General features: G+C 32.9%; 19 protein-coding genes and 1 pseudogene. 18 read left to right on the top strand and 2 right to left on the bottom strand.

The genetic code is table 11. From position 1 onward, the window contains the following. Nucleotides 1–10 precede the first annotated feature (10 nt). The 9 genes from sufD (at nt 11) to IGL98_RS06775 (ending at nt 8,798) form a co-directional block, all read left to right on the top strand. Nucleotides 11–1,297 carry a Fe-S cluster assembly protein SufD gene (gene sufD / locus IGL98_RS06735; protein WP_206912067.1) on the top strand — a complete coding sequence of 429 codons (1,287 nt, stop codon included), beginning with the start codon at nt 11–13 and terminating at the stop codon, nt 1,295–1,297. Further along, nucleotides 1,294–2,529 carry a cysteine desulfurase gene (locus IGL98_RS06740; RefSeq protein WP_206912066.1) on the top strand — a complete coding sequence of 412 codons (1,236 nt, stop codon included), beginning with the start codon at nt 1,294–1,296 and terminating at the stop codon, nt 2,527–2,529. Before sufD ends, IGL98_RS06740 begins: the two co-directional genes overlap by 4 nt. Continuing rightward, nucleotides 2,516–2,980, top strand: a complete 465-nt coding sequence (gene sufU / locus IGL98_RS06745; RefSeq protein ID WP_206912065.1) for a Fe-S cluster assembly sulfur transfer protein SufU — start codon at nt 2,516–2,518, stop codon at nt 2,978–2,980. Before IGL98_RS06740 ends, sufU begins: the two co-directional genes overlap by 14 nt. 150 nt (nt 2,981–3,130) lie before the next feature. Then, nucleotides 3,131–4,525, top strand: coding sequence for a Fe-S cluster assembly protein SufB (gene sufB / locus IGL98_RS06750; protein ID WP_010772886.1), 1,395 nt, complete (start codon nt 3,131–3,133; stop codon nt 4,523–4,525). Between the two features lie 437 nt (nt 4,526–4,962). Beyond that, nucleotides 4,963–5,646 (top strand): hypothetical protein, encoded by a 684-nt coding sequence (locus IGL98_RS06755; protein ID WP_069645109.1) that lies wholly within the window; start codon nt 4,963–4,965, stop codon nt 5,644–5,646. A gap of 645 nt (nt 5,647–6,291) precedes the next feature. Next, nucleotides 6,292–6,570, top strand: coding sequence for a hypothetical protein (locus IGL98_RS06760; protein WP_206912064.1), 279 nt, complete (start codon nt 6,292–6,294; stop codon nt 6,568–6,570). Further along, nucleotides 6,567–6,932 carry a hypothetical protein gene (locus IGL98_RS06765; protein ID WP_206912063.1) on the top strand — a complete coding sequence of 122 codons (366 nt, stop codon included), beginning with the start codon at nt 6,567–6,569 and terminating at the stop codon, nt 6,930–6,932. Before IGL98_RS06760 ends, IGL98_RS06765 begins: the two co-directional genes overlap by 4 nt. After that, entirely contained in the window at nt 6,926–8,368 is a 1,443-nt protein-coding gene (locus IGL98_RS06770) for a hypothetical protein (RefSeq protein ID WP_339099603.1), read from the top strand. Before IGL98_RS06765 ends, IGL98_RS06770 begins: the two co-directional genes overlap by 7 nt. Next, nucleotides 8,358–8,798, top strand: a complete 441-nt coding sequence (locus IGL98_RS06775) for a hypothetical protein (protein WP_206913425.1) — start codon at nt 8,358–8,360, stop codon at nt 8,796–8,798. The genes IGL98_RS06770 and IGL98_RS06775 overlap by 11 nt, the downstream gene beginning before the upstream one ends. A 41-nt stretch (nt 8,799–8,839) precedes the next feature. Here the strand turns inward: IGL98_RS06775 and IGL98_RS06780 are convergent. Next, a pseudogene (locus IGL98_RS06780) lies at nt 8,840–9,796 on the bottom strand (IS3 family transposase). A 320-nt stretch (nt 9,797–10,116) separates the two neighbouring features. On the opposite strand from IGL98_RS06780, the gene IGL98_RS06785 reads away from it, so the two are divergent. The 8 genes from IGL98_RS06785 (at nt 10,117) to IGL98_RS06820 (ending at nt 18,095) form a co-directional block, all read left to right on the top strand. Next, nucleotides 10,117–10,377, top strand: a complete 261-nt coding sequence (locus IGL98_RS06785) for a helix-turn-helix domain-containing protein (RefSeq protein WP_206913427.1) — start codon at nt 10,117–10,119, stop codon at nt 10,375–10,377. A 15-nt stretch (nt 10,378–10,392) separates the two neighbouring features. Further along, nucleotides 10,393–11,322, top strand: coding sequence for a dsDNA nuclease domain-containing protein (locus IGL98_RS06790; RefSeq protein ID WP_206913436.1), 930 nt, complete (start codon nt 10,393–10,395; stop codon nt 11,320–11,322). Then, nucleotides 11,316–12,065, top strand: a complete 750-nt coding sequence (locus tag IGL98_RS06795; RefSeq protein WP_206913445.1) for a hypothetical protein — start codon at nt 11,316–11,318, stop codon at nt 12,063–12,065. The genes IGL98_RS06790 and IGL98_RS06795 overlap by 7 nt, the downstream gene beginning before the upstream one ends. Continuing rightward, nucleotides 12,062–12,625, top strand: a complete 564-nt coding sequence (locus IGL98_RS06800; RefSeq protein WP_206913447.1) for an ABC-three component system middle component 1 — start codon at nt 12,062–12,064, stop codon at nt 12,623–12,625. The genes IGL98_RS06795 and IGL98_RS06800 overlap by 4 nt, the downstream gene beginning before the upstream one ends. Continuing rightward, entirely contained in the window at nt 12,622–15,303 is a 2,682-nt protein-coding gene (locus IGL98_RS06805; RefSeq protein ID WP_339099602.1) for an AAA family ATPase, read from the top strand. The genes IGL98_RS06800 and IGL98_RS06805 overlap by 4 nt, the downstream gene beginning before the upstream one ends. 387 nt (nt 15,304–15,690) lie before the next feature. Then, the gene (locus tag IGL98_RS06810) at nt 15,691–16,263 is read left to right on the top strand and encodes a TetR/AcrR family transcriptional regulator (protein WP_206911544.1); all 573 of its coding nucleotides are present in this window, start codon (nt 15,691–15,693) and stop codon (nt 16,261–16,263) included. A 19-nt stretch (nt 16,264–16,282) separates the two neighbouring features. Next, nucleotides 16,283–17,023, top strand: a complete 741-nt coding sequence (locus IGL98_RS06815) for an SDR family NAD(P)-dependent oxidoreductase (protein ID WP_206911545.1) — start codon at nt 16,283–16,285, stop codon at nt 17,021–17,023. Between the two features lie 67 nt (nt 17,024–17,090). After that, nucleotides 17,091–18,095, top strand: coding sequence for an NADP-dependent oxidoreductase (locus IGL98_RS06820; RefSeq protein ID WP_206911546.1), 1,005 nt, complete (start codon nt 17,091–17,093; stop codon nt 18,093–18,095). Nucleotides 18,096–18,497: 402 nt separating this feature from the next. Here the strand turns inward: IGL98_RS06820 and IGL98_RS06825 are convergent, their stop codons facing one another. Beyond that, nucleotides 18,498–18,764, bottom strand: a complete 267-nt coding sequence (locus IGL98_RS06825) for a hypothetical protein (protein ID WP_206911547.1) — start codon at nt 18,762–18,764, stop codon at nt 18,498–18,500. Between the two features lie 977 nt (nt 18,765–19,741). On the opposite strand from IGL98_RS06825, the gene IGL98_RS06830 reads away from it, so the two are divergent. Beyond that, a complete protein-coding gene (locus IGL98_RS06830) occupies nt 19,742–20,020 on the top strand; it encodes a hypothetical protein (protein WP_206911548.1) in 279 nt (92 codons plus the stop codon). Nucleotides 20,021–20,036 lie beyond the last annotated feature (16 nt).

The following is a 20,036-nucleotide window of genomic DNA, read 5'->3' on the forward strand; positions in this document are numbered from 1 at the left end:
GACAAGATAAATGAAGGAAATAACAACAGCAAATTATCTTGACGACGTCAACGCTTTTTCAGCCCGCAACGCGGAACCTACTTGGATGACTGACTTACGTGTAGCGGCTTTAGAAAAAGCTGAAAACTTAGAATTACCAAAGATCGAACGTGTGAAATTTCACCGTTGGCCTTTGTTTAACGTGAATACTGAAGAGTATGCACCTGAGACAATGAACATCCCAAGCTTTGACGCAATGAAAGACAACCCAGTAATCGTGCAACAAGGGTCGATTACAGCCTTTGAACAACTTTCAGCGAAATTAGCTGATCAAGGTGTGATTTTCACTGATATGTTTACAGCGATGCAAGAATATGGTGATTTAGTCAAAGAATATTATATGAACAAAGCAGTTGAAATGGATGAAGATAAATTAACAGCCTTCCATACTGCCTTTATGAATAGCGGTGTATTCTTATATGTACCGAAAAATGTTGTCATTGAAGAACCGATCGAAGCAATCTTTATTCAAGATTCAGCAAGTGAAGAATCATTTTTCAAACATGTATTGATCGTAGCGGACGAACATAGTGAATTCAGCTATTTAGAACGATTCCAAACTATTGGCGATCAAAAAGTCAAAGTTTCTGCGAATATCGTGGTTGAAGTGATTGCCAAAGCTGGTTCAAAAGTGAAATACTCTGCTGTGGATCAATTAGGCGAAAATGTTTCAACTTATATGAACCGTCGTGGTCATATCATGCGTGATGCTTCTATTGATTGGGCGCTTGGCGTGATGAATGATGGTGACGTGGTTGCTGATTTTGATTCCGATTTAGTGGGAGAAGGCTCTCATTCAGAAGTTAAAGTTGTGGCAATTAGTGCCGGCAAACAAACGCAAGGGATCGATACTCGTGTAACCAATAAAGCGTCTCACTCTGTGGGGCATATTTTACAACATGGAGTTATCCGTGAACGTGGTACTTTAACATTTAATGGAATTGGTCACATCTTAAAAGGAGCTAAAGGGGCAGATGCCCAACAAGAAAGTCGTGTCTTAATGCTTTCGGACAAAGCTCGTGGTGATGCTAACCCGATTCTATTGATCGATGAAAATGAAGTAACCGCAGGACATGCAGCCAGTGTTGGTCGTGTTGATCCAGAGGAAATGTACTATTTAATGAGCCGTGGTTTACGTAAAGATGATGCGGAACGTTTGGTTATCCGTGGCTTCTTAGGTTCAGTGATCACAGCGATTCCTGTTAAAGATGTGCAAAAAGAATTTGTAGACGTAATCGAAGGGAAGTTGAATGCATGATAAACGCAGATAAGATTCGGCAGCAGTTTCCCATCTTGTTTCAAGAAGTAAATGACGAGCCGCTTGTTTATCTGGATAATGCAGCAACAACTCAAAAGCCTAAAGTAGTTTTAGATAAATTGACTTATTATTACGAACACGATAACGCCAATGTCCACCGTGGTGTGCATACGTTGGCAGAACGTGCGACGAAAGAGTACGAAGATGCCCGTGAAAAAGTTAGAGCGTTTATCAATGCCAAAGAAACAGCGGAAACGCTCTTTACCCGAGGCACAACAACTAGTTTAAACTGGGTCGCAAAAAGCTACGGTGATTTAGTCGTTGAAGCAGGGGATGAAATCGTGATTTCTTATATGGAACATCACTCTAATATCATTCCTTGGCAACAACTAGCAGAACGAAAAGGCGCAACCTTAAAATATATCGAGATCACAGCAGATGGATTTTTAGATATGGAAAGTGCGAAAGAACAAATCACTGATAAAACCAAGATTGTTTCTATCGCTCATGTATCGAATGTTTTAGGCGTGATCAATCCAGTGGCAGAGTTGGCAGATTTAGCTCATAGCCACGGTGCTGTCTTAGTTGTCGATGGTGCCCAAGCGGTACCGCATATGCCAGTAGATGTTCAAGCAATCGATGCTGACTTTTATGCATTTAGTGGGCATAAGATGTGTGGTCCAACTGGAATTGGTGTATTATATGGAAAACGTGAATTACTAGATCAAATGGAACCGGTGGAATTTGGTGGTGAAATGATCGATTTCGTGAATTTGTATGACAGTACTTGGAAAGAACTGCCTTGGAAATTTGAAGCAGGAACACCAAATATTGCTGGAGCGATCGCTTTAGGTACGGCAATTGATTTTCTAACGGAGATTAGTTTAGAAGAAATTCATCAGCATGAAGCAGAATTAGTGGCTTACGTGTTGCCAAAACTATTGGCGATTGAAGGTCTGACCGTTTACGGACCGCAAGATTCAGCCCATCATACAGGTGTTTTGGCGTTTAATTTAGATGGCTTACATCCACATGATACAGCGACGGCTTTAGATATGGAAGGGGTGGCAGTTCGTGCAGGGCATCATTGTGCACAGCCATTACTGAAGTATTTAAATGTTTCAGCGACAGCTCGTGCGAGTTTCTATCTCTATAATACCAAAGCAGATGCCGATCGATTGATTGAAGCAATTTTAGCGACAAAGGAGTTTTTCCAACATGGCTCTATCTAAATTAGATAATTTATACCGTCAAGTGATCTTAGATCATTCAAGTCATCCTCATCATCATGGAACGTTGGCAGAATCAAGCAAGAAAATCGAAATGAATAACCCAACTTGTGGCGATGTGATCGAATTGCAAGTGGCTATCAAAGACAATGTCATTAAAGATATTGCTTTCAGTGGAAGTGGCTGTTCGATTAGTACAGCGAGTGCTAGTATGATGACAGATGCGGTGATTGGGAAGACATTAGCCGAAGCAGAACAGTTGGCTGAAGATTTTTCTCAGTTGGTACAAGGAAATGACATATCAGAAGAAGAAAAACTAGGTGATGCAGCGATGCTTAGTGGCGTGGCGAAATTCCCAGCACGGATTAAATGTGCAACATTGGCTTGGAAAGCGTTAGAACAAGCTGTTGAAAATGACGGACAAGGAACCGCAGGACAATTACACTGCGAATAATAGGAATAAATTGAATCGGTGAGAAGTCAAGCAGGTTCTCGGCTGTTTCCTAAAATAATCAAAATCCAAAAAACGGATTGTGCTTATTTTAGTCCAACAGCTCGAACCTGAACGCTTGATTCTCAACCTAAGAAAAGGACGTGAGATAATTTGAGTACTGTACCTGAGTTAGAAGAATATCAATTTGGTTTTCATGATGATGTGAAACCAATTTTCAGTACGGGAAATGGACTAACAGAGGAAGTTGTTAGAGAAATTTCACGTAAAAAAGAAGAACCAGAATGGATGTTAGAGTTCCGCCTAAAATCATTGGAACAATTCAACAAAATGGCTATGCAAGAATGGGGACCAGATTTATCTGATATTGATTTTGAAAAAATCAAATATTTCCAAAGAGCCAGCGACAAACCTGCTCGTGACTGGGATGATGTACCAGATAAAATCAAAGAAACCTTTGAAAGAATCGGGATTCCAGAAGCAGAGCGTGCTTACCTAGCTGGAGCTTCAGCGCAATATGAATCAGAAGTGGTTTACCACAATATGAAAGAAGAATTCCAAAAATTAGGAATCATCTTTACCGATACTGATTCAGCATTGAAAGAATATCCAGATATATTCAAAAAATATTTCGCAAAATTAGTCCCACCAACAGATAACAAATTAGCAGCACTAAACTCAGCAGTTTGGTCTGGTGGAACGTTTATCTATGTTCCAAAAGGGGTTCGTGTGGATGTTCCACTACAAACTTATTTCCGAATCAATGCGGAAAACACAGGACAATTTGAACGTACGTTGATTATTGTTGATGAAGGCGCAAGTGTTCATTACGTAGAAGGCTGTACAGCGCCTACGTATACAAGCAATAGCTTACACGCAGCGATCGTTGAGATCTTTACTCATAAAGATGCCTATACACGTTATACAACTATTCAAAACTGGTCTGATAACGTTTATAACTTGGTAACAAAACGTGCCAAAGCTTACGAAGGTGCCACCGTTGAGTGGATCGATGGAAACTTAGGTGCTAAAACAACGATGAAATACCCAAGTGTTTATCTTGACGGAAAAGGAGCTCGCGGCACGATGCTTTCAATTGCATTTGCAGGCGAAAACCAAATTCAAGATACAGGTGCGAAAATGATTCATAATGCGCCAAATACGTCAAGTTCAATCGTTTCTAAATCAATTGCGAAAGATGGCGGTGAAGTGAATTACCGTGGTCAAGTAACCTTTGGGAAAGATAGTGCTGGATCGATTTCACATATTGAGTGTGATACGATCATTATGGATGATAAATCGAAATCGGATACGATTCCATTTAATGAGATTCATAATAGTCAAGTGGCATTGGAGCATGAAGCGAAGGTTTCGAAAATTTCGGAAGAGCAGCTTTATTACTTGATGAGTCGTGGGTTGACTGAAGTTGAAGCGACTGAAATGATCGTTATGGGATTTGTGGAGCCGTTTACGAAGGAATTACCGATGGAGTATGCGGTTGAGCTTAATAGATTGATTTCTTATGAAATGGAAGGGTCTGTGGGTTAACCCTTTAATATGTGCTAGGAATACTGATATATCAGTATTCCTAGCCTTTTTATTTTGCTTAAATTATTAAAGGTCTGTGCTTTAGTCTGTAGATTTCTGAAAATCGACAAAATTTGCAAACTTAGAAGCGGTTTTTCTGCTTCTTTTGGCAAAACATGAGAAGATATTTCTAGAGTTATTTTGATGTCTTTGTGTACTATAAAAGCGAAAGAAGTAGCTGAAAGAATAAATGTATCTGCAGTAACAGTTAGCTGATGAATGCGCATAGAAAACAATCCCTTACCAGGGAAAAGGAATGGTGGTCTTGTGAGAATCGAGGTTAAATATTTAGAAGAATGGTATGAGAGGGATTTTATATGAGTTTGTAAATATATTTATGGTATTTTATTTATTTCTATTTGTTGTTATAATAATAGGGATAATTAAGGAGGCTTTAAATGAATAAATACTATTTTATAGCACGAGAATTGCATGAATTTTTTTATGTTGCAAAAAAACAAACATTCAAAGAACATCTTGGGGAAAATGCTAATAAAAAAATAATAATATTTGTGTTATTTTTAATAGTAAGTTTAGCGATAGCCATTAGTAATAGCGTTATAAATAATTCCTACTTTAGAATAATTTCAGCATTAATTCTCATTACATTTCTATATATACTTAGAAATGTATTAAACAAAACTACTTTAATTGATATAGTTACTATGAATGATAACTATAGAGAGCAAATACACTCTTTCAGTGAAGCTTTACATCTATACGGATTTGATTCAAAGTTCATCGAGCAACTAATAATAGTAATTCAAGAAAATATCAAAAAGAAAGAAAAAAAGAATGAAAATCGTTCAAGATATACGTTCCAACTTTCTCTGGTTCTTTTTGGGGTTATTGGATTCTTTTCTAAAGAACTTTGGACTGTACTAGATGTATCATCTATTATCAAAAAAGATATTTTAAATTCCAGTTTAGTAATTATTATCATAGTTCTTTTTCTTTTTTACGGATTGTTTATTTATAGAGTTATTAATGACCCAAAAGTATCAAGTTACAGCGATGAAGAGAGAGTTCTAAATGCTTTACAAGAGGTTTTAATGTATCGTGAAAAGAAAAAAATTTTATAGTTTTTGAACTACTTTAACTAAGATTTAATTAATTATAGCGCCCCACGTTAATGAGAACTTTAGTGAACTATTATTATGTATTTTGGCATGGTGGTTTTTGCCTGTGCAAGTGTCTGTATTTGTAAATAAAACTATCTAAATTTATTGTTATGTTTATCAAGTAAAAGCAATCTAATTTAATCTATTTTATTTTTCCATTTTCACCATCGCCTAGTATAAAGCTAGATGTTAAAAAAATTTTTCTATGTATCTTAACTTCTTCGTTCATACAATGGCTTTAATTTTGAAAGAATATCACAGAATTTTTTGGTCAAAAAGAATTTCATCAATTTCTTGTATTGGAAATCCTAGTAGTGTCTTAAGAGATATGAAAAGATGAGGCTTACTCTCGCTAATTTGTTATTTCTAAATTAGATAGCTTGACAGGTTTATTGATATTGACTAATTTTTATCAAAATTAATTTCTTTACATAAAAAATGAATAGTTTTCATAGAATAGCTTATAAATTTTGTACCATTAGATGCTGCGGTGTAATGATGTTGTTGTTATTAGTCATTAGATTTGGTAAACTTTCATTATAAATAGACTTTATGTAATGATAAAAATACATTTATTGCAAAAAAATCAATAAAAGGAGTTTTTTTATGACTGGAAAAATAGCATCAAGTACAGCAGCAGCTCAAAATGCTGTAACTAAATTGACCGGAAAAAATGTAGATTTATCCAAAAAGGCAATCAGTTTTTCTGGAAGTACGGTATCTAGCATGACAGAGGGGTTGACAATTGCAAATCAAATTGTAGGTGAAGTGGGTAGTCTTGCAGAGTGCGTTTGGTCTCAAGCAGAAAAATTCCCCCAAATTGCAGAAATGATGGAGTATCAAGATCGTCAAGCTGCTCACCAAATGGGTGGTGTCGTATATTGACAAAGAATAAGCAAAAAATGGAAGCTGATAAAATTGTATTAACCAAGCAAATTCAAGAAAATGAGCAAATTTCAGAGGATTTGAAGAGAGAACAACGGAAGTGGCAGGAACAGTTAGAAGAAAGTAACTGGCAAATGAAACAACAGACTGATCGAATTGCTTCATTATATCAAGAACTTGCCCACTTTGGTGATAAGGCGGCTTATTATAACCAAGAAGATATCCAAGATATTTACAAAACGGTTCAAGCTGTCTTTCGTTCTCAGGAAGAAACTGTAGAATCTGCTTATAGAAAATCTAACAAACAATTAGAAGAGACTAACGAACGTTTGTATAAAGAGCGAGGGGCGTTAGAATGGTAAAGTATATAAGTTCAGATTCCACTGCTTTGATTCAAGGTTTAACAACGAATATAGCTACTGCAAAAAGCATTACAGGACAACTAAAATCAGGTAGCCAACATTTGATTCAGTCAGTGGATGGTGAACAGTTATCTGGGGCTGCGTATACAGCAGGGAAAGGCTTATTCCAAGACTTGATTCTTCCAACTGTTGAACGTGTAGATAGTGCTGTTGATGCAATAAAAGAAGAACTCAGCAGCTATCAAGCAGCCGACGGATTAGTGAATAAATGGGCTGTTATTGATGAACAGGTGCAAAATGAATTAATTCAATCGTTTCAACGCCAAATTTCAGTGATTAATTTTCAAATTCAATGCTCAAATAAATTAGGATTACTGGGAAAACTAGCTAAAGGTGCTTTCGAAGCTTTAGTTCATGATAACCAACAATTAGAGCAAGCGCGCTCTAATTTGGAAGATAAAGTAAGGAAAGAGCAAGAAAAATTAGAAGCTTTAGCAAATTTTCAATCAGAAACAAATGGTTTATTTCGTGGATCTTTGACTCAATTAAAGATTGGGATGCAGGCAATAGAAGTATTGGGACTAATGACAGTGAATCCTAAAACAGGAGCCTATGCTTTTCCAGAAGGTTTTGATTCTTCGTGGTTAACATCAGTAAAATCAACGAGTGTAACCGCAACAAGAAAACAGGTTGCTCTAGAAAACGGGATGGACGAACTCCAGTTACCAAAAGCAGCTCGGAAATACTATCAAGAAATTATGAAAGAGGCATTGAAGAATGTCCCTGCTGATCAATGGGCAGTAGCTATCAATGAGTTGAATCAGTTATTATTGTTTGATGATGACGGGAATATATTGAGAGTATTACCTGTTAATATGGGTGCAGGTAACGGAGTCATTATCTTAAAAAATGGCGTAAATGATGCAGAACTAACCGCACAAGCTAACAAAGAATTGAATGCTCAACAAAGAGAACTTTTAAATCAATCTCTGTTACAATTAGCAACAGGAGTAACTACAGCACTTGGAGGACTTGGGATAACTGGACTAAGTTTAGGGGGAACTTATTTTTCTGGAGGAACACTTGCCCTAACAGGAGTCACGCCAGCTGGAGTTGTAGTAGGTACAGCAACGACAGGAACGGGTGTGGCAATTGTTTCAGATGTTCTCAGTAAAATGGGTGTTCCAGCAAGTTCAATCGACTATAATTTTGCTAAAAATTTTGATGACTATTCTAGAAAAGTTGAAAGAATGGGTCCTCGTAAAGGAAACACTCCAGGAAATAATCAAGCTCAAAATAAGCAAGTAAGAGACATCGTGAAAAAGTATAAATTAAACAAAAAACAACAAAGACAATTGCATGATGAAATAACTGGTCAGGGATTTGATTATCACGAGATTGAAGAAATTGCGGAGGCTATATTAAATGGAAAGTAAAATAAAGAATTTAATTGCTCAACCTGTAGTTAAAAGTAGTGCTGGAGGAGGAGCAGGATCAACTTTAGTGTTAGAATTTGAAGATAAGTCTTATATATTTATTTGGTGTTCTTGGCGTATTGAACAGGGAGCTCAAGTAATTGTTACTTCTTCAGACACCATTTCACCAACAGATAATGATAGTAGTCCAAATGGTTTTATAGGTGAAAAATCACCTATTCTTGAAGGTAGAAAGTTAATTAATTTCAACTTAACGCCGCAGTATGATTTAGAAATGCTCTTTGATGATGAATATAAATTGCGTATTTTTTGTGACATAGGTCATTCTAGAGAAGATTATAATATTAATTGGGAATTAAACATACCTACAGAAAATATTTCTATAGAAATTAATAATCATTTTGAAGAACACAAGGCTCAATACGAATAGTGGATAAATGTCAATAAAGTAGACACAAACAGAGCGGATACTTAGTGAGAATCAAAGTATTTATCCTCCATTTCATTTGGTGTAAGCATATCTAAGGTTCCATGAGGGCGCTGTGAGTTGTAGAATCCTTCGATATACTCAAAGCAAGCAAGCCTTAGGCTTGCTGACTTGGATTGCTTTTTCTATTGTTGTAATAGCTAAAGTAGTGTCAATTTTTTTACTGACAGTCCAGGCAATGTTTTTTCTAGAAAATAAATCTAAAATCACACAAAGGTAAACAAATGATTTTTTCCCAACAGGAATATAGGAAAAATCACTAGTCCATACTTGATTTGGTGCAGGAGGGTTAAACGCTTGCTTCAAATGATTTGGGCGTTTCAAAGAAGCCTGACCAGCGGTCGGTTTAAATACAGGTTTTACTGTAGACATTTTAGGTAAGTTCATAGTGCTCATTAGGCGATAAACTCGGCCAATACTAATAGAAATGCCATAGTCACGTAGAAGCATGCGTCGTACTTTTGCAGGACCTACTCGTTTTTAAGAGGTTGTATAGATTTCTAAGATAGTCTTTCTCAACTGTTGATTTTCTGCTGCTCTAGGAGCAATTTTTCTAGAAAAACGTTTGTAGTAAGTCGAACGATTAACTTTAAGAACCATACAAAGCGTAACAACAGAGTGTTCATGACGTAAAATACGAATCGCATTTAGTCGTTCGTTGAGTGTGGCGTGAATATGGCAATCGCTTTTTTTAATATTAAATTTTCCTCTTCTAGCTGAAGGTTTCTTTTTTGTAACTGCTTGATCTGTCGGGCTGTAAGGATCGTATCATCATCAATTTTAACTTCAGAATATTGCTTCACCCAGCGAGCTACGGAGGACAGAACGATTCCGTATTCATTAGCTAAAGCGTTTTGTGATTTGCCACCTTCATAAAGTTTCACGATTGATTTTTTGAACTCTTCGTCAAATTTTCGTGGAGATTTACGTTTGTCTACCATAATCAAAATCCCTTTCTCAAATAATGTCTAATTAATTAATAGTATATCAAAAAAACTGTCTACTTTATTAGCATACATGCATAAGTAAGTTATAAATATAATTCCTATTTTTGAATTATAAGGATTTGATACAGGTAAAAAAGCAATAATTAAAGAAATAACAATTTTTGAAAAACCTACCTTAGAGTATCTTTTTTCTCAAAAATTTTAATATCATTATAAGTCATAATCTTCTCCTTTAAGTGGACTAGTATTAGTCCCATTGTAACATATTAATTCTCTAAGATTAATAAAAAAGGACTAATTTTAGTCCAGAAAGTGTGTTAATCTTGAGGGAAGAGAAAATTATAGATAATGATAATATAATTGGAAGTAATATCAGACGAATTCGCATTGAAAAAGGCATAGGACAGACTGAGTTGGTTAAACAATTACAATTGATGGATGTTGATATTACAAGGGAAACACTTGTTAAGATAGAGAGTGGAAAACAACATATAAAGTTAGAACAACTTATAGGGATTAAAAACGTTTTATTTATAAGTTTAGAAAAAATATTAGAAAAAAATAATATTAAATAAAAGGAGATTATTTTAATGACTAAAAAAGAAGGGAAAATAAATCAGATAGAGCAACTTATCTCAAAAAAAGTCGATCCGAAAGGAGAACCAGAAACTTTTTTAACCCAAGTTGTAGAGAAGTACAATACTGAAAAAGGAAAGACAATAGAAGAATTGATAGATGAGTGTAGAAAAGAAGACAGAATAGAAAAAATTCTTATAGAAACTGAAACAAATGATGATGGTGGAATTATTGCAATGTCAGGGTTTTATTATCAATTATTACTTACTGTAGATTATATTATTCAAATGTTGGAAGGGAAGTGGAGTAAAGTAATAATAGATCATCATCAAGATATTATTGTTTATAATAGTGATACAGTTAGAATTATTCAAGTGAAAACTAAAAATGATACATTTTGTAATGTAACCGATTCAAAAGCACATTCTGAATGGATCCCTAAACTAATTTCAACCCAAAAAATTTTAAATGATCCTTTATTAGATGTTAAGATAGAGTTTGAATTAATTTCAAATTGTACATTTACAAAAGGAATAAAAAAATGTCTAGATTTTGAAAATTATTATAAAAATACTTATTTTGACAGTTCATTTAATGATAAAGATAAAAGTTTGTATAAACATATTAGTGAAAATAGTAGCAATTATAATCTAACTGATGACGAGATAAAAAAAGGATTAAGAACATTTAGAATGACCGGCCGTACTCCTGATGATTTGAAAAATGATTTATATAAACGAATTGCCAAACAGTTCAATGATTATTCAATAGCCAATGACAAAATTATTAATATGATAATATCTTTTCTTTTTGAAAAGTGTTTTAATCCATCTGATGTAAGTTTTCAAATTGTGAATGATGATAGCTTAATCGATTTAAAAGCAGATATATCCGCTGAATTTCAAAAAAATGGAGAAAAAATATACAACAGGATAATATGGTAGAGATATTAGGAGATTTTATTGAAGTATTGAGAAATGAATTTAGTGGCAAGACGTACTCAGAAGAATTTAATAAGATTATTGATAGCCTTGAAGGTGAAATTGTATGTTTTATTAATGAGTCAACCAATGAAAATCTAATAACTATTCTTAGTAGATATTTAAAGAGAATCAGATTTAGTTCACATTTTAGAATGAATAATAGTATTGCAAGAGAAACAGAATTTAAAAGGATTTTAAATATTCTATTACTTATAAAAATTTTTCTAAATGGAAATATTCAAATTGATAATGAGCATAGAGGTCTATTATTAGTAAATTGTGATAATGATGTTGATCAGAAATGTACTTCATTTAACTTATTTGGTGTAGAAGGAGATTTTGATTTTCTTTTCGAAGATGTGATAATCCAGTTTCAAAACGCTTTTAAGGATTTTAGCATTGAAGATCAATTTTCGTTTATAAACAATCCTAATTTCAGAGTAATATTATCAGGAGCGTACGATAATTTAGATACTCATGATTTAGAATATATAGAAGTGGAGTACAAAGAAAAACCTAAAGTAAACTTTGATGTATCTGATGATGAATCAAATGAATCTGATACTTCGATAGCAGTTACTAACAAAAAAATATTTTATATTGAGGGTCATGATGAAAAGGTAACTAATATACGTAAAATGAAAAATAGATATAAAGATATCGATGAAATAAAAGAAAACATTAAAAGGGAGTTTAAGTTATGAAAAAGCAAAAGCTTATTGAATTCTTTATCGACAACGATTTCAATGTTAGTGAAAGTGATAAGTTTAAGCCGGATAATTCTGAATTTAGCTTTATGTATAACAAGGAGATTCATAAAGGGGTAATTATAAAAGAATATGAATTATTTGAAGGAACTTTAAATACTAAAGATGTTTTAGAAGATGTTAGGTTTACAAAATCTATTTTAAGTAATAAAAACTATAATATTTGGAATATTTATTATTTGATATTAATAGAGGAAGATATAGATTTTGATAATAGGAATTATTCAATTGAGCGTAATTACAAAAATTTAAGAAAATATATTATCCATTCTGAAAGCGATCTAAAAAGAATTCCTTTTTTAGAATCGGCTTTTAGCGATAGTGCAAGTTTCTCTATTGGATCTGATTTATATGATTTAATTATTAATACTGAAGAAGATGAATCAGATTTAATCATAAAAGAAATAATAAATAATGATGGTGAGCATTTTGAAATTAGTAAGAAAAAAATAGAAAATATAATTAAAACAAATCTTGATGGAGGAAATCGGGTATGAGATTGAAAAAACTAATTATAAAAAACTTTCGAAATTATTCTGGAGAAACAATCTTTGATTTATCAAAAGATATAACGATCTTGTATGGAGAGAATGGTAATGGTAAAAGTTCTTTTTTTGATGCAGTAGAATGGTGTGTAACTGGAGAAATTAAAAGGTTTGCACCAATTAATAAAAATAAAGAGATAATTTCAAATTCATCTTTAAGAAATGGTGAAGAATGTATGGTTTCTTTGTACTTTAAAGAATTTATTTTAAAAAGATCTTTTACGAAGGTGGATACTAATAGTTTTAATAATATTAAAGTATCAATTGAAAATTGTGCTACAAATGAAGTGTTGCAAGGAGAATCAAATGTAATAAAAAAAATAGAAGAAATTGTTTCAAAGGATTCTGTGTTTAAGTGGGATAAGAAAACGATGAGTCAGGCATATATTTTATCTCAAAGTCAGATAAATAGTTTTATTACCAAAGATAGTTCAAAGGATAGATATGATTCCTTAGCATCCATAATGGGGTTTGAAAAAGTAAATAATTTAAAAAAAAATATTGAAAGATCTAAAAATGAAATAAAGAATCAAATTGCTTTTAACGATTTAGAAATAAAAAAAATAGATGAGAAAGAAGAGTTACTGCAAAAAAAGTTTAATGATAAGTTAGAAAAGTATGAACTTGATTTAAATGATATTGAATTATATTCAAATGTTAAGAGTACTGCTCAGGAATTAAGTGAAATTAAGTCTTTAAGTTCAAAACTTTTAATAGATAAAGAAGAATTATTAAAGAAAAATTATAAGTATACAAGTAATCCTGAAAAATTAAAAGAATTCATATTTGAAAAAGAAAAAGAGATAGAAAAAAATACAAAAGAATTAGAAGAGAAAATCTTAGAAGAAACTTGTGAATTAGCTGAGCTTCAAAAATTAAAAAAAGATTATGATCAGTTAAATGAAGAAATAGAGCAATCTAAAAATAAGCAAAGTAAAATAGAGAAGCTAAAAAAATTGTCTGAAAATGTATTAATAATCCTTGAAAAAAATAAAGTTGCGGAAATTGATCTTGTTAGTTTTGAACTACAAAAATGTGTGTCAGAAAAGAAAAAGTTAGATTATAGAATTGAAAAGAGTAAAGAGTTTTTCAATTCAAAGTCAGGAATGCTAAAAGTAACTAATGAAATAAAAGAATTAATTGAGAAACGAAAAATATTAGAATTAGAGATTAAAGAATTAGATGATAATTACAATGTATTACAAAAAGATTTTTCGTCTGGAGAAGTATCAAGTGATATCCAAAATCTTTTAATATTAGTTGAACATGCTAGTAACTTTACTAAAGAAAATAGTGAATATACTAATACGTGTCCTGTTTGTGATAGTGAAGTAGAAAAGTTGGAAGAACAATTAAATCTAAAAGTAAAAAAACTTATAGATGAGAGTGGAAAATATCAAGAAAAGATCAAAAAAAATATTTTTAAACGTGAAGATTTAAGTGAAAAAATTGATGGTTTGAAAAAAGAAAGGAAAAATATAGTTAAAAAGATTATTAGTTTAGAAACTCAAAAAAATAATTATGATAGTATTTCAAAAGAAATAATCAATAATGTATTATTTGATGATAATTTATTTAATAATAGTAATGTAAAAATAGAATTATTTATAAGTGAGATAGAGACAACAATAAAAGAGTTAGAAAATGCTTTACAAATTCAAAAAGAAATAGAAGAGTTAAAATTAGAGTTGTCACTCCCATTAAAAAGTTCAATGCTAGAAAAAAATCTTTCTCCAGATGAATTAAAAAAAGAACTAGAGAAAAATGACTATAAGATAAATAATAAAAAACTAGAAATTAAAACTCAAAAAAATATAATTGGACAATTGAAATTGGAAGTGGAGAGTTTATCTGATAATAAAGATTTACTGAATAAGTTATATGAAAAATATCAAATTAGTACAGATATAGATTTAACAACTTATTTAAATAAGAAACTTGAAGAATCTATTTTAAAAGAAAAGAGTTTAGAGAATTCTTTAAAAAAATCAAATGAAATGAATGAACTGAAAAATATCAACGAGGAAAAAGGCCTGTTAATAAATAAAAAGAAAGAATTTGAAATAATAAAAAAATATTATAAGGACATTGAGAAAAAACTTTGTATAAAGGAAAATACAATAACAGAAAAATTTGGCAATAAGACAGTTGAATTTTTAAATAATCCTAATTCATCAATAGTAAAATACTATCAATACCTAAATCCTAATCCTGTTGAATTTCAAGAATTGTTTTTTGATGTTACAAATGATAGAGAATTAGATATAAAAGTAAAAAGTGAAAATAATTCTACTATTGCTAATTATATGCTTAGCTCAGGACAATTAAATGTGTTAGCAATTTCGATTTTTATTGCAACCAATACTTCTCAAACTTTTAGTTTCTTTGATTTCATTGCAATAGATGACCCTGTTCAGAATATGGATGATGTTAATAGATTTTCTATTACAGATGTACTGAGCGGTTTAAAGAGACAACTTATTTTTTCAACTCATGACATAGAGTATTTAAATTTATTTGTCAAAAAGAATGATTATCGACTTAAGGATATCTCAGTCTATAATTTGGATTCAGACAATAATAATTATAAAAATATTTTGATTTCTGAAATTGCTCCTCAAAAATTTTAATGCCAAAGTAAATGCTATTTACTTTATCTTAGTTGGATATAATACATTCTGATTCATAAAAATGAAATGAATAGATGTTAATTTAATGCTTATTACTATCCATTGATGATTAAAAAATCTAATGGAAGGGCCAGTGGGGTAATAACAAAATAGAAGCTAGGAACGCTGTTGTATAGTTATTCCTAGCTTTTTCTAATACTCAAAAATAAAAGTAGCACCAATGGGTATTTTAGAACCAATCTTTTTCTGTTTTGATGAATTGTGCAAACTTGTAAAGCTGACATATCTTTTTGAAATGGAGGAATCAATTCTGATTCATTGACATCTTTATAAATAATTGCTAATATAAGAACGATCATTCTAAAATAAAAAAGAAGGACTGGGTCAATGGCAAGAACAAAAGAATTCAATGAATCAGTTGTGTTGGATAAAGCAATGCTGACCTTCTGGGAACAAGGGTACGAAAAGACATCTATGCAGGATTTAGTCGATAACATGGGGATTCATCGCCGTAGTATTTATGATACATTTGGGGATAAACATGTACTTTTCATGAAAGCTCTTGACCAATACGAAATTGAGTTAGAGCAAGAAATTTCCCAACGTTTAAAGCCGACAATGTCAACAAAAGAAAAGCTTGAGGAATTATTTTCAATTGTTATACAAGAAAATTCTAATCATCCAAAAGGTTGTTTGATTGTTAATACAGCTACTGAGCTAGCCTTACTGGATTCGGAAGTGACAGAAAAGGTTCAGGGGGCATTTTCTAAGAGTGAGAATTATATTTATCGACTTCTAAAGGAAGGACAAAAGAACGACATAACTTTAAAAAAGCAAAATTTACACGAATTGGCGAGCTACCTACATAATGCGTGGGTAGGGATTAGAGTTTTAGCGAAAACGACCAATGATCAGAAAAAGCTGCGTTCAATTGTTAAAGTAACGTTGTTTATTTTATAAAAAGAGAGTAGGAATAGAAATGAAGAAAAAATATACAGTAATTACAGGAGCCAGTTCTGGTATAGGCTATGAAACAGCGCTTGCTTTTGCTAAGAAAGAAAAAAACCTTATTTTAGTTGCAAGAAGAGAAGATCGGTTGAATTCCTTGAAAAAAAGGATTCAAAAGGAGTATCCTGATTTAGATATTGTATTAAGAAAAAGTGATTTGTCAGATCGAAAAGCAGTTTATGAATTGTATCACTCTTTGACCAATTACAACATTGAAACATGGATTAACAATGCTGGTTTAGGGACATCGGGAGTGTTGATGAATGCAGATTTAGAAAAAATTGAACAACTCATCTATGTAAATGTAGAAGCAACAACGATCCTATCGACTCTCTATGTCAAAGATTATGCGAATGTAAAAGGAACACAGCTCATCAATGTATCTTCTGCAATGGGGTATGTTATTGCTTTAGGAAATGTGGCTTATTCAGCTTCAAAGTTTTTTGTTAGTGTTTTAACTGAAGGACTTGCAGGGGAGCTAAAAAACGCTGAGTTAAAGGCAAAAGTATTAGCTCCTGCACTCACAGCTACAGATTTTATTAAACAAGCTAGTAACGCTGGCATGAACAGTCAGAAGCTACAGTTGCGTACACCAACAGAAGTGGCTAATTTCCTGATAAGATTGTATGAAAGTGAGAAGACAGTTGGACTTGTAAATGAACACAACGAATTTTTACTAAAGGACTCAATTTTTCCGACGTTTTCACTATAAATTTTTTTAAAGTTAATTAGAATGAACGTTCTAAAAAAGAGATTAATAAATGAAGGAGACTATAAACATGAAGGCTGCACAAATAGAAAAGTATTCCAAAGAATTGACGGCAAAAATAGTAGATATTCCTATCCCAGAGATATCGGCTGATCAGGTATTGATCAAAGTGAAGGTTGCTGCGGTGAATCCTCTTGAAATCTTAAATATAACAGGAGCTGTAAAGCTGATTCAAGACTACAAAATGCCATTAACCTTGGGAAATGAACTAACTGGAATCATCGAAAAAGTTGGGGAAAACGTTCAAGGCTTTAAAGTAGGAGAAGCAGTATATTGTAGATTGCCAGTGAATAGTATCGGTGCTTTTGCAGAATATGCTGCTGTTGATGCTGATGCTATAGGGTATTTACCTGAGAATTTGGATTTTACAACGGGAGCGGCTGTTCCGTTAACGGGCTTAACCGCTTATCAAGCCTTACATGAAGAGTTGGCCGCCAAAGCAGGTCAAACAGTTTTTATCCCAGGTGGCTCAGGTAGCTTTGGACAAATGGCGATTCCGATTGCAAAATCGATAGGGTTGAAGGTGATTGTTTCGGGGAGCCCAGAAGCGAAAGAGAGAACCTTAGCAGCAGGTGCGGATCGTTACATTAATTATAAAGAAGAGAACTATTGGGAAACACTTGAGCCGGTAGACTTTGTCATTGATACGTTAGGTCCGGATGAATTTGAGCATGAATTGTCAGTCATTAAGTCAGGTGGACGCTTATTGAGCTTGCGGACAAGTCCAAATAAGCAATTTGCAGTAGATAAAAAGCTAGCAAAGTGGAAACAGATTCTATTTGGCTTAGCGGGCTCAAAATATGATAAAAAAGCGAAAGAAAAAGGAATTGAATATCGGTTTATATTTGTACGTGCCGATGGAAAACAGTTAAGTCAGATTACGGATCTTGTTGAAAGAAATAATATTGTACCTGCGATTGACCCAACTGAATTTAAGCTAGAAGATATTAATAAGGCTTTAGCTCTGGTTGCATCAGGCCATCCCAAAGGGAAAGTGCTGATTAAGTTTGATTGAATATCTGTGAAAAAGTGATTTATCCAAATATAAAGTACGACTGGAAGATGATTAGAACCAAATAAACTAAAAGCTAAGAACGCTGTTGTATAGGCATTCCTAGCTTTTTTTGATGTCTGAAAATAAAAGTAGAACCAATGCTAGCACCAATGGGTATTTTTAGAACAAATCTTTTTCTGTTTCAATAAATTGTGCGAATTTTTCGGCGCTACATTAGGGATGGATATTGAAACTGATGTCTATTCATATATCGAAAAATTAGCTATTGTGTCAAATGTTCATTCTTTTATTTCAGAATATTAGTTCTCTATGTATGCATATAATCATTAGATACTAGATATATCAACGAGCGCGAGTAACAGCATAATTAATAGTGCATGTATTGCTCGCGCTTTTTAGTAGTTAAATTTTTTTGGTTTGTATCATCTTACCCAAAACTTCCTCACTCTCTTTCAAAATCTCCTCAAAATCCCCAGCGAAAACCTGATACAACTGCTGACAAGAATAATAACGCATCCGCATATCCTTCTTATTCCTCGTAACCTTTCCATCAAAAAACTCATCCAAATAAACCAACGATTTCTGCCAAGACCGAAGCTTGATCAACTCACTCCGCACATCCAAAATATCTTGATAAGGTACCGCCTTCAAATTCTGTTCTTTACTCATCATTACACATCCATTCCTAGTTTTTGAAAAACAAACAGGAAAATAAAAAACGATCAGACCTATCTGTGCCTCATCGTGTGCAATAGTTCGCCAAAGAACACATGAAATCGCCAGAAAAATGAAAGAATCCACTAATACCCCTAGTCAAATCAATCAAAATTAAGTACAATAAAACATGCGAGTACTTCGGTACGCGCTATCGGCAACTCGGATAAGCAGTCGTTGCTGTTTATTCGGGGCCTTGCAACATGATTCCAGTCAGGTTGTAAGGTGCCGTTTTTTATTTTTCTATTTTTTAACTTGTACATCGTTACGTTTTATTACCACCACCATCAATAAAAATCAGACCTAGAATAGAAACAAAAAAGGCATTGGCGCAATGTCCAATACCTGAATAAGTCAATAGTACTTTAAAGAAACCTAGCAATCCTTTCTAGTGGTAACTCAAAAAGAGACACAACAAAAAGCTAGTGAATCATTTACTATTGGCATACTCGTGCGGACAGTCGTTGCTGTTTTCAAGACCATTTCCGTTCGGTTCCAGCCAAACAAAAAGGTGCCAAGGATTAAATTGTCATAAAGTTGAGTGATGTTCTGAATCAGGACTTACTCAGCTTTTTTATTTCCATTCTATACACTAAGTATAAATAAATCGACAGAGAGAATCAAGGCGAACAGAGAAAAAAGCGAACAAAATTCGGATTTATTGTAAGCTGCCATTTTTTTCATTTATACAATGGATTTAATTTGTGATGCAATGTTTCAGAACTTTTGCATCACAGACATATTTCATCAACTTACATAAAAAAGAATACTTCTTCATAGAATAGCTGATAAATTTTGTGCCATTAGATGCTGCGGTGTAATGATGTTGTTGTTATTAGTCATTATATTTGGTAGACTTTAATTATATAAATAGACTTTATGTAATGATCTTAATACATTTATTGTGAATAATATATAAAAGGAGGTTTTTTATGGCTGAGAAAATAGCATCAAGTACAGCAGCAGCTCAAAATGCTGTAACTAAATTAACTGGAAAAAATGTAGATTTATCCAAAAAGGCAATCAGTTTTTCTGGAAGTACGGTATCTAGCATGACAGAGGGGTTGACAATTGCAAATCAAATTGTCGGTGAAGTGAGTAGTCTTGCAGAGTGCGTTTGGTCTCAAGCAGAAAAATTCCCTCAAATTGCAGAAATGATGGAGTATCAAGATCGTCAAGCAGCTCACCAAATGGGTGGTGTCGTATATTGACAAAGGATAAGCATAA

The sequence above is a fragment of the Enterococcus sp. DIV0840 genome, from assembly GCF_050527835.1.
Classification (GTDB): domain Bacteria; phylum Bacillota; class Bacilli; order Lactobacillales; family Enterococcaceae; genus Enterococcus_L; species Enterococcus_L ureasiticus.

Coding starts and splice junctions, on each gene's coding strand:
- sufD (WP_206912067.1), top strand. CDS start 11: ATGAAGGAAATAACAACAGCAAATTATCTTGACGACGTCAACGCTTTT.
- IGL98_RS06740 (WP_206912066.1), top strand. CDS start 1,294: ATGATAAACGCAGATAAGATTCGGCAGCAGTTTCCCATCTTGTTTCAA.
- sufU (WP_206912065.1), top strand. CDS start 2,516: ATGGCTCTATCTAAATTAGATAATTTATACCGTCAAGTGATCTTAGAT.
- IGL98_RS06755 (WP_069645109.1), top strand. CDS start 4,963: ATGAATAAATACTATTTTATAGCACGAGAATTGCATGAATTTTTTTAT.
- IGL98_RS06760 (WP_206912064.1), top strand. CDS start 6,292: ATGACTGGAAAAATAGCATCAAGTACAGCAGCAGCTCAAAATGCTGTA.
- IGL98_RS06770 (WP_339099603.1), top strand. CDS start 6,926: ATGGTAAAGTATATAAGTTCAGATTCCACTGCTTTGATTCAAGGTTTA.
- IGL98_RS06775 (WP_206913425.1), top strand. CDS start 8,358: ATGGAAAGTAAAATAAAGAATTTAATTGCTCAACCTGTAGTTAAAAGT.
- IGL98_RS06790 (WP_206913436.1), top strand. CDS start 10,393: ATGACTAAAAAAGAAGGGAAAATAAATCAGATAGAGCAACTTATCTCA.
- IGL98_RS06795 (WP_206913445.1), top strand. CDS start 11,316: ATGGTAGAGATATTAGGAGATTTTATTGAAGTATTGAGAAATGAATTT.
- IGL98_RS06800 (WP_206913447.1), top strand. CDS start 12,062: ATGAAAAAGCAAAAGCTTATTGAATTCTTTATCGACAACGATTTCAAT.
- IGL98_RS06805 (WP_339099602.1), top strand. CDS start 12,622: ATGAGATTGAAAAAACTAATTATAAAAAACTTTCGAAATTATTCTGGA.
- IGL98_RS06810 (WP_206911544.1), top strand. CDS start 15,691: ATGGCAAGAACAAAAGAATTCAATGAATCAGTTGTGTTGGATAAAGCA.
- IGL98_RS06815 (WP_206911545.1), top strand. CDS start 16,283: ATGAAGAAAAAATATACAGTAATTACAGGAGCCAGTTCTGGTATAGGC.
- IGL98_RS06820 (WP_206911546.1), top strand. CDS start 17,091: ATGAAGGCTGCACAAATAGAAAAGTATTCCAAAGAATTGACGGCAAAA.
- IGL98_RS06825 (WP_206911547.1), bottom strand. CDS start 18,764: ATGAGTAAAGAACAGAATTTGAAGGCGGTACCTTATCAAGATATTTTG.
- IGL98_RS06830 (WP_206911548.1), top strand. CDS start 19,742: ATGGCTGAGAAAATAGCATCAAGTACAGCAGCAGCTCAAAATGCTGTA.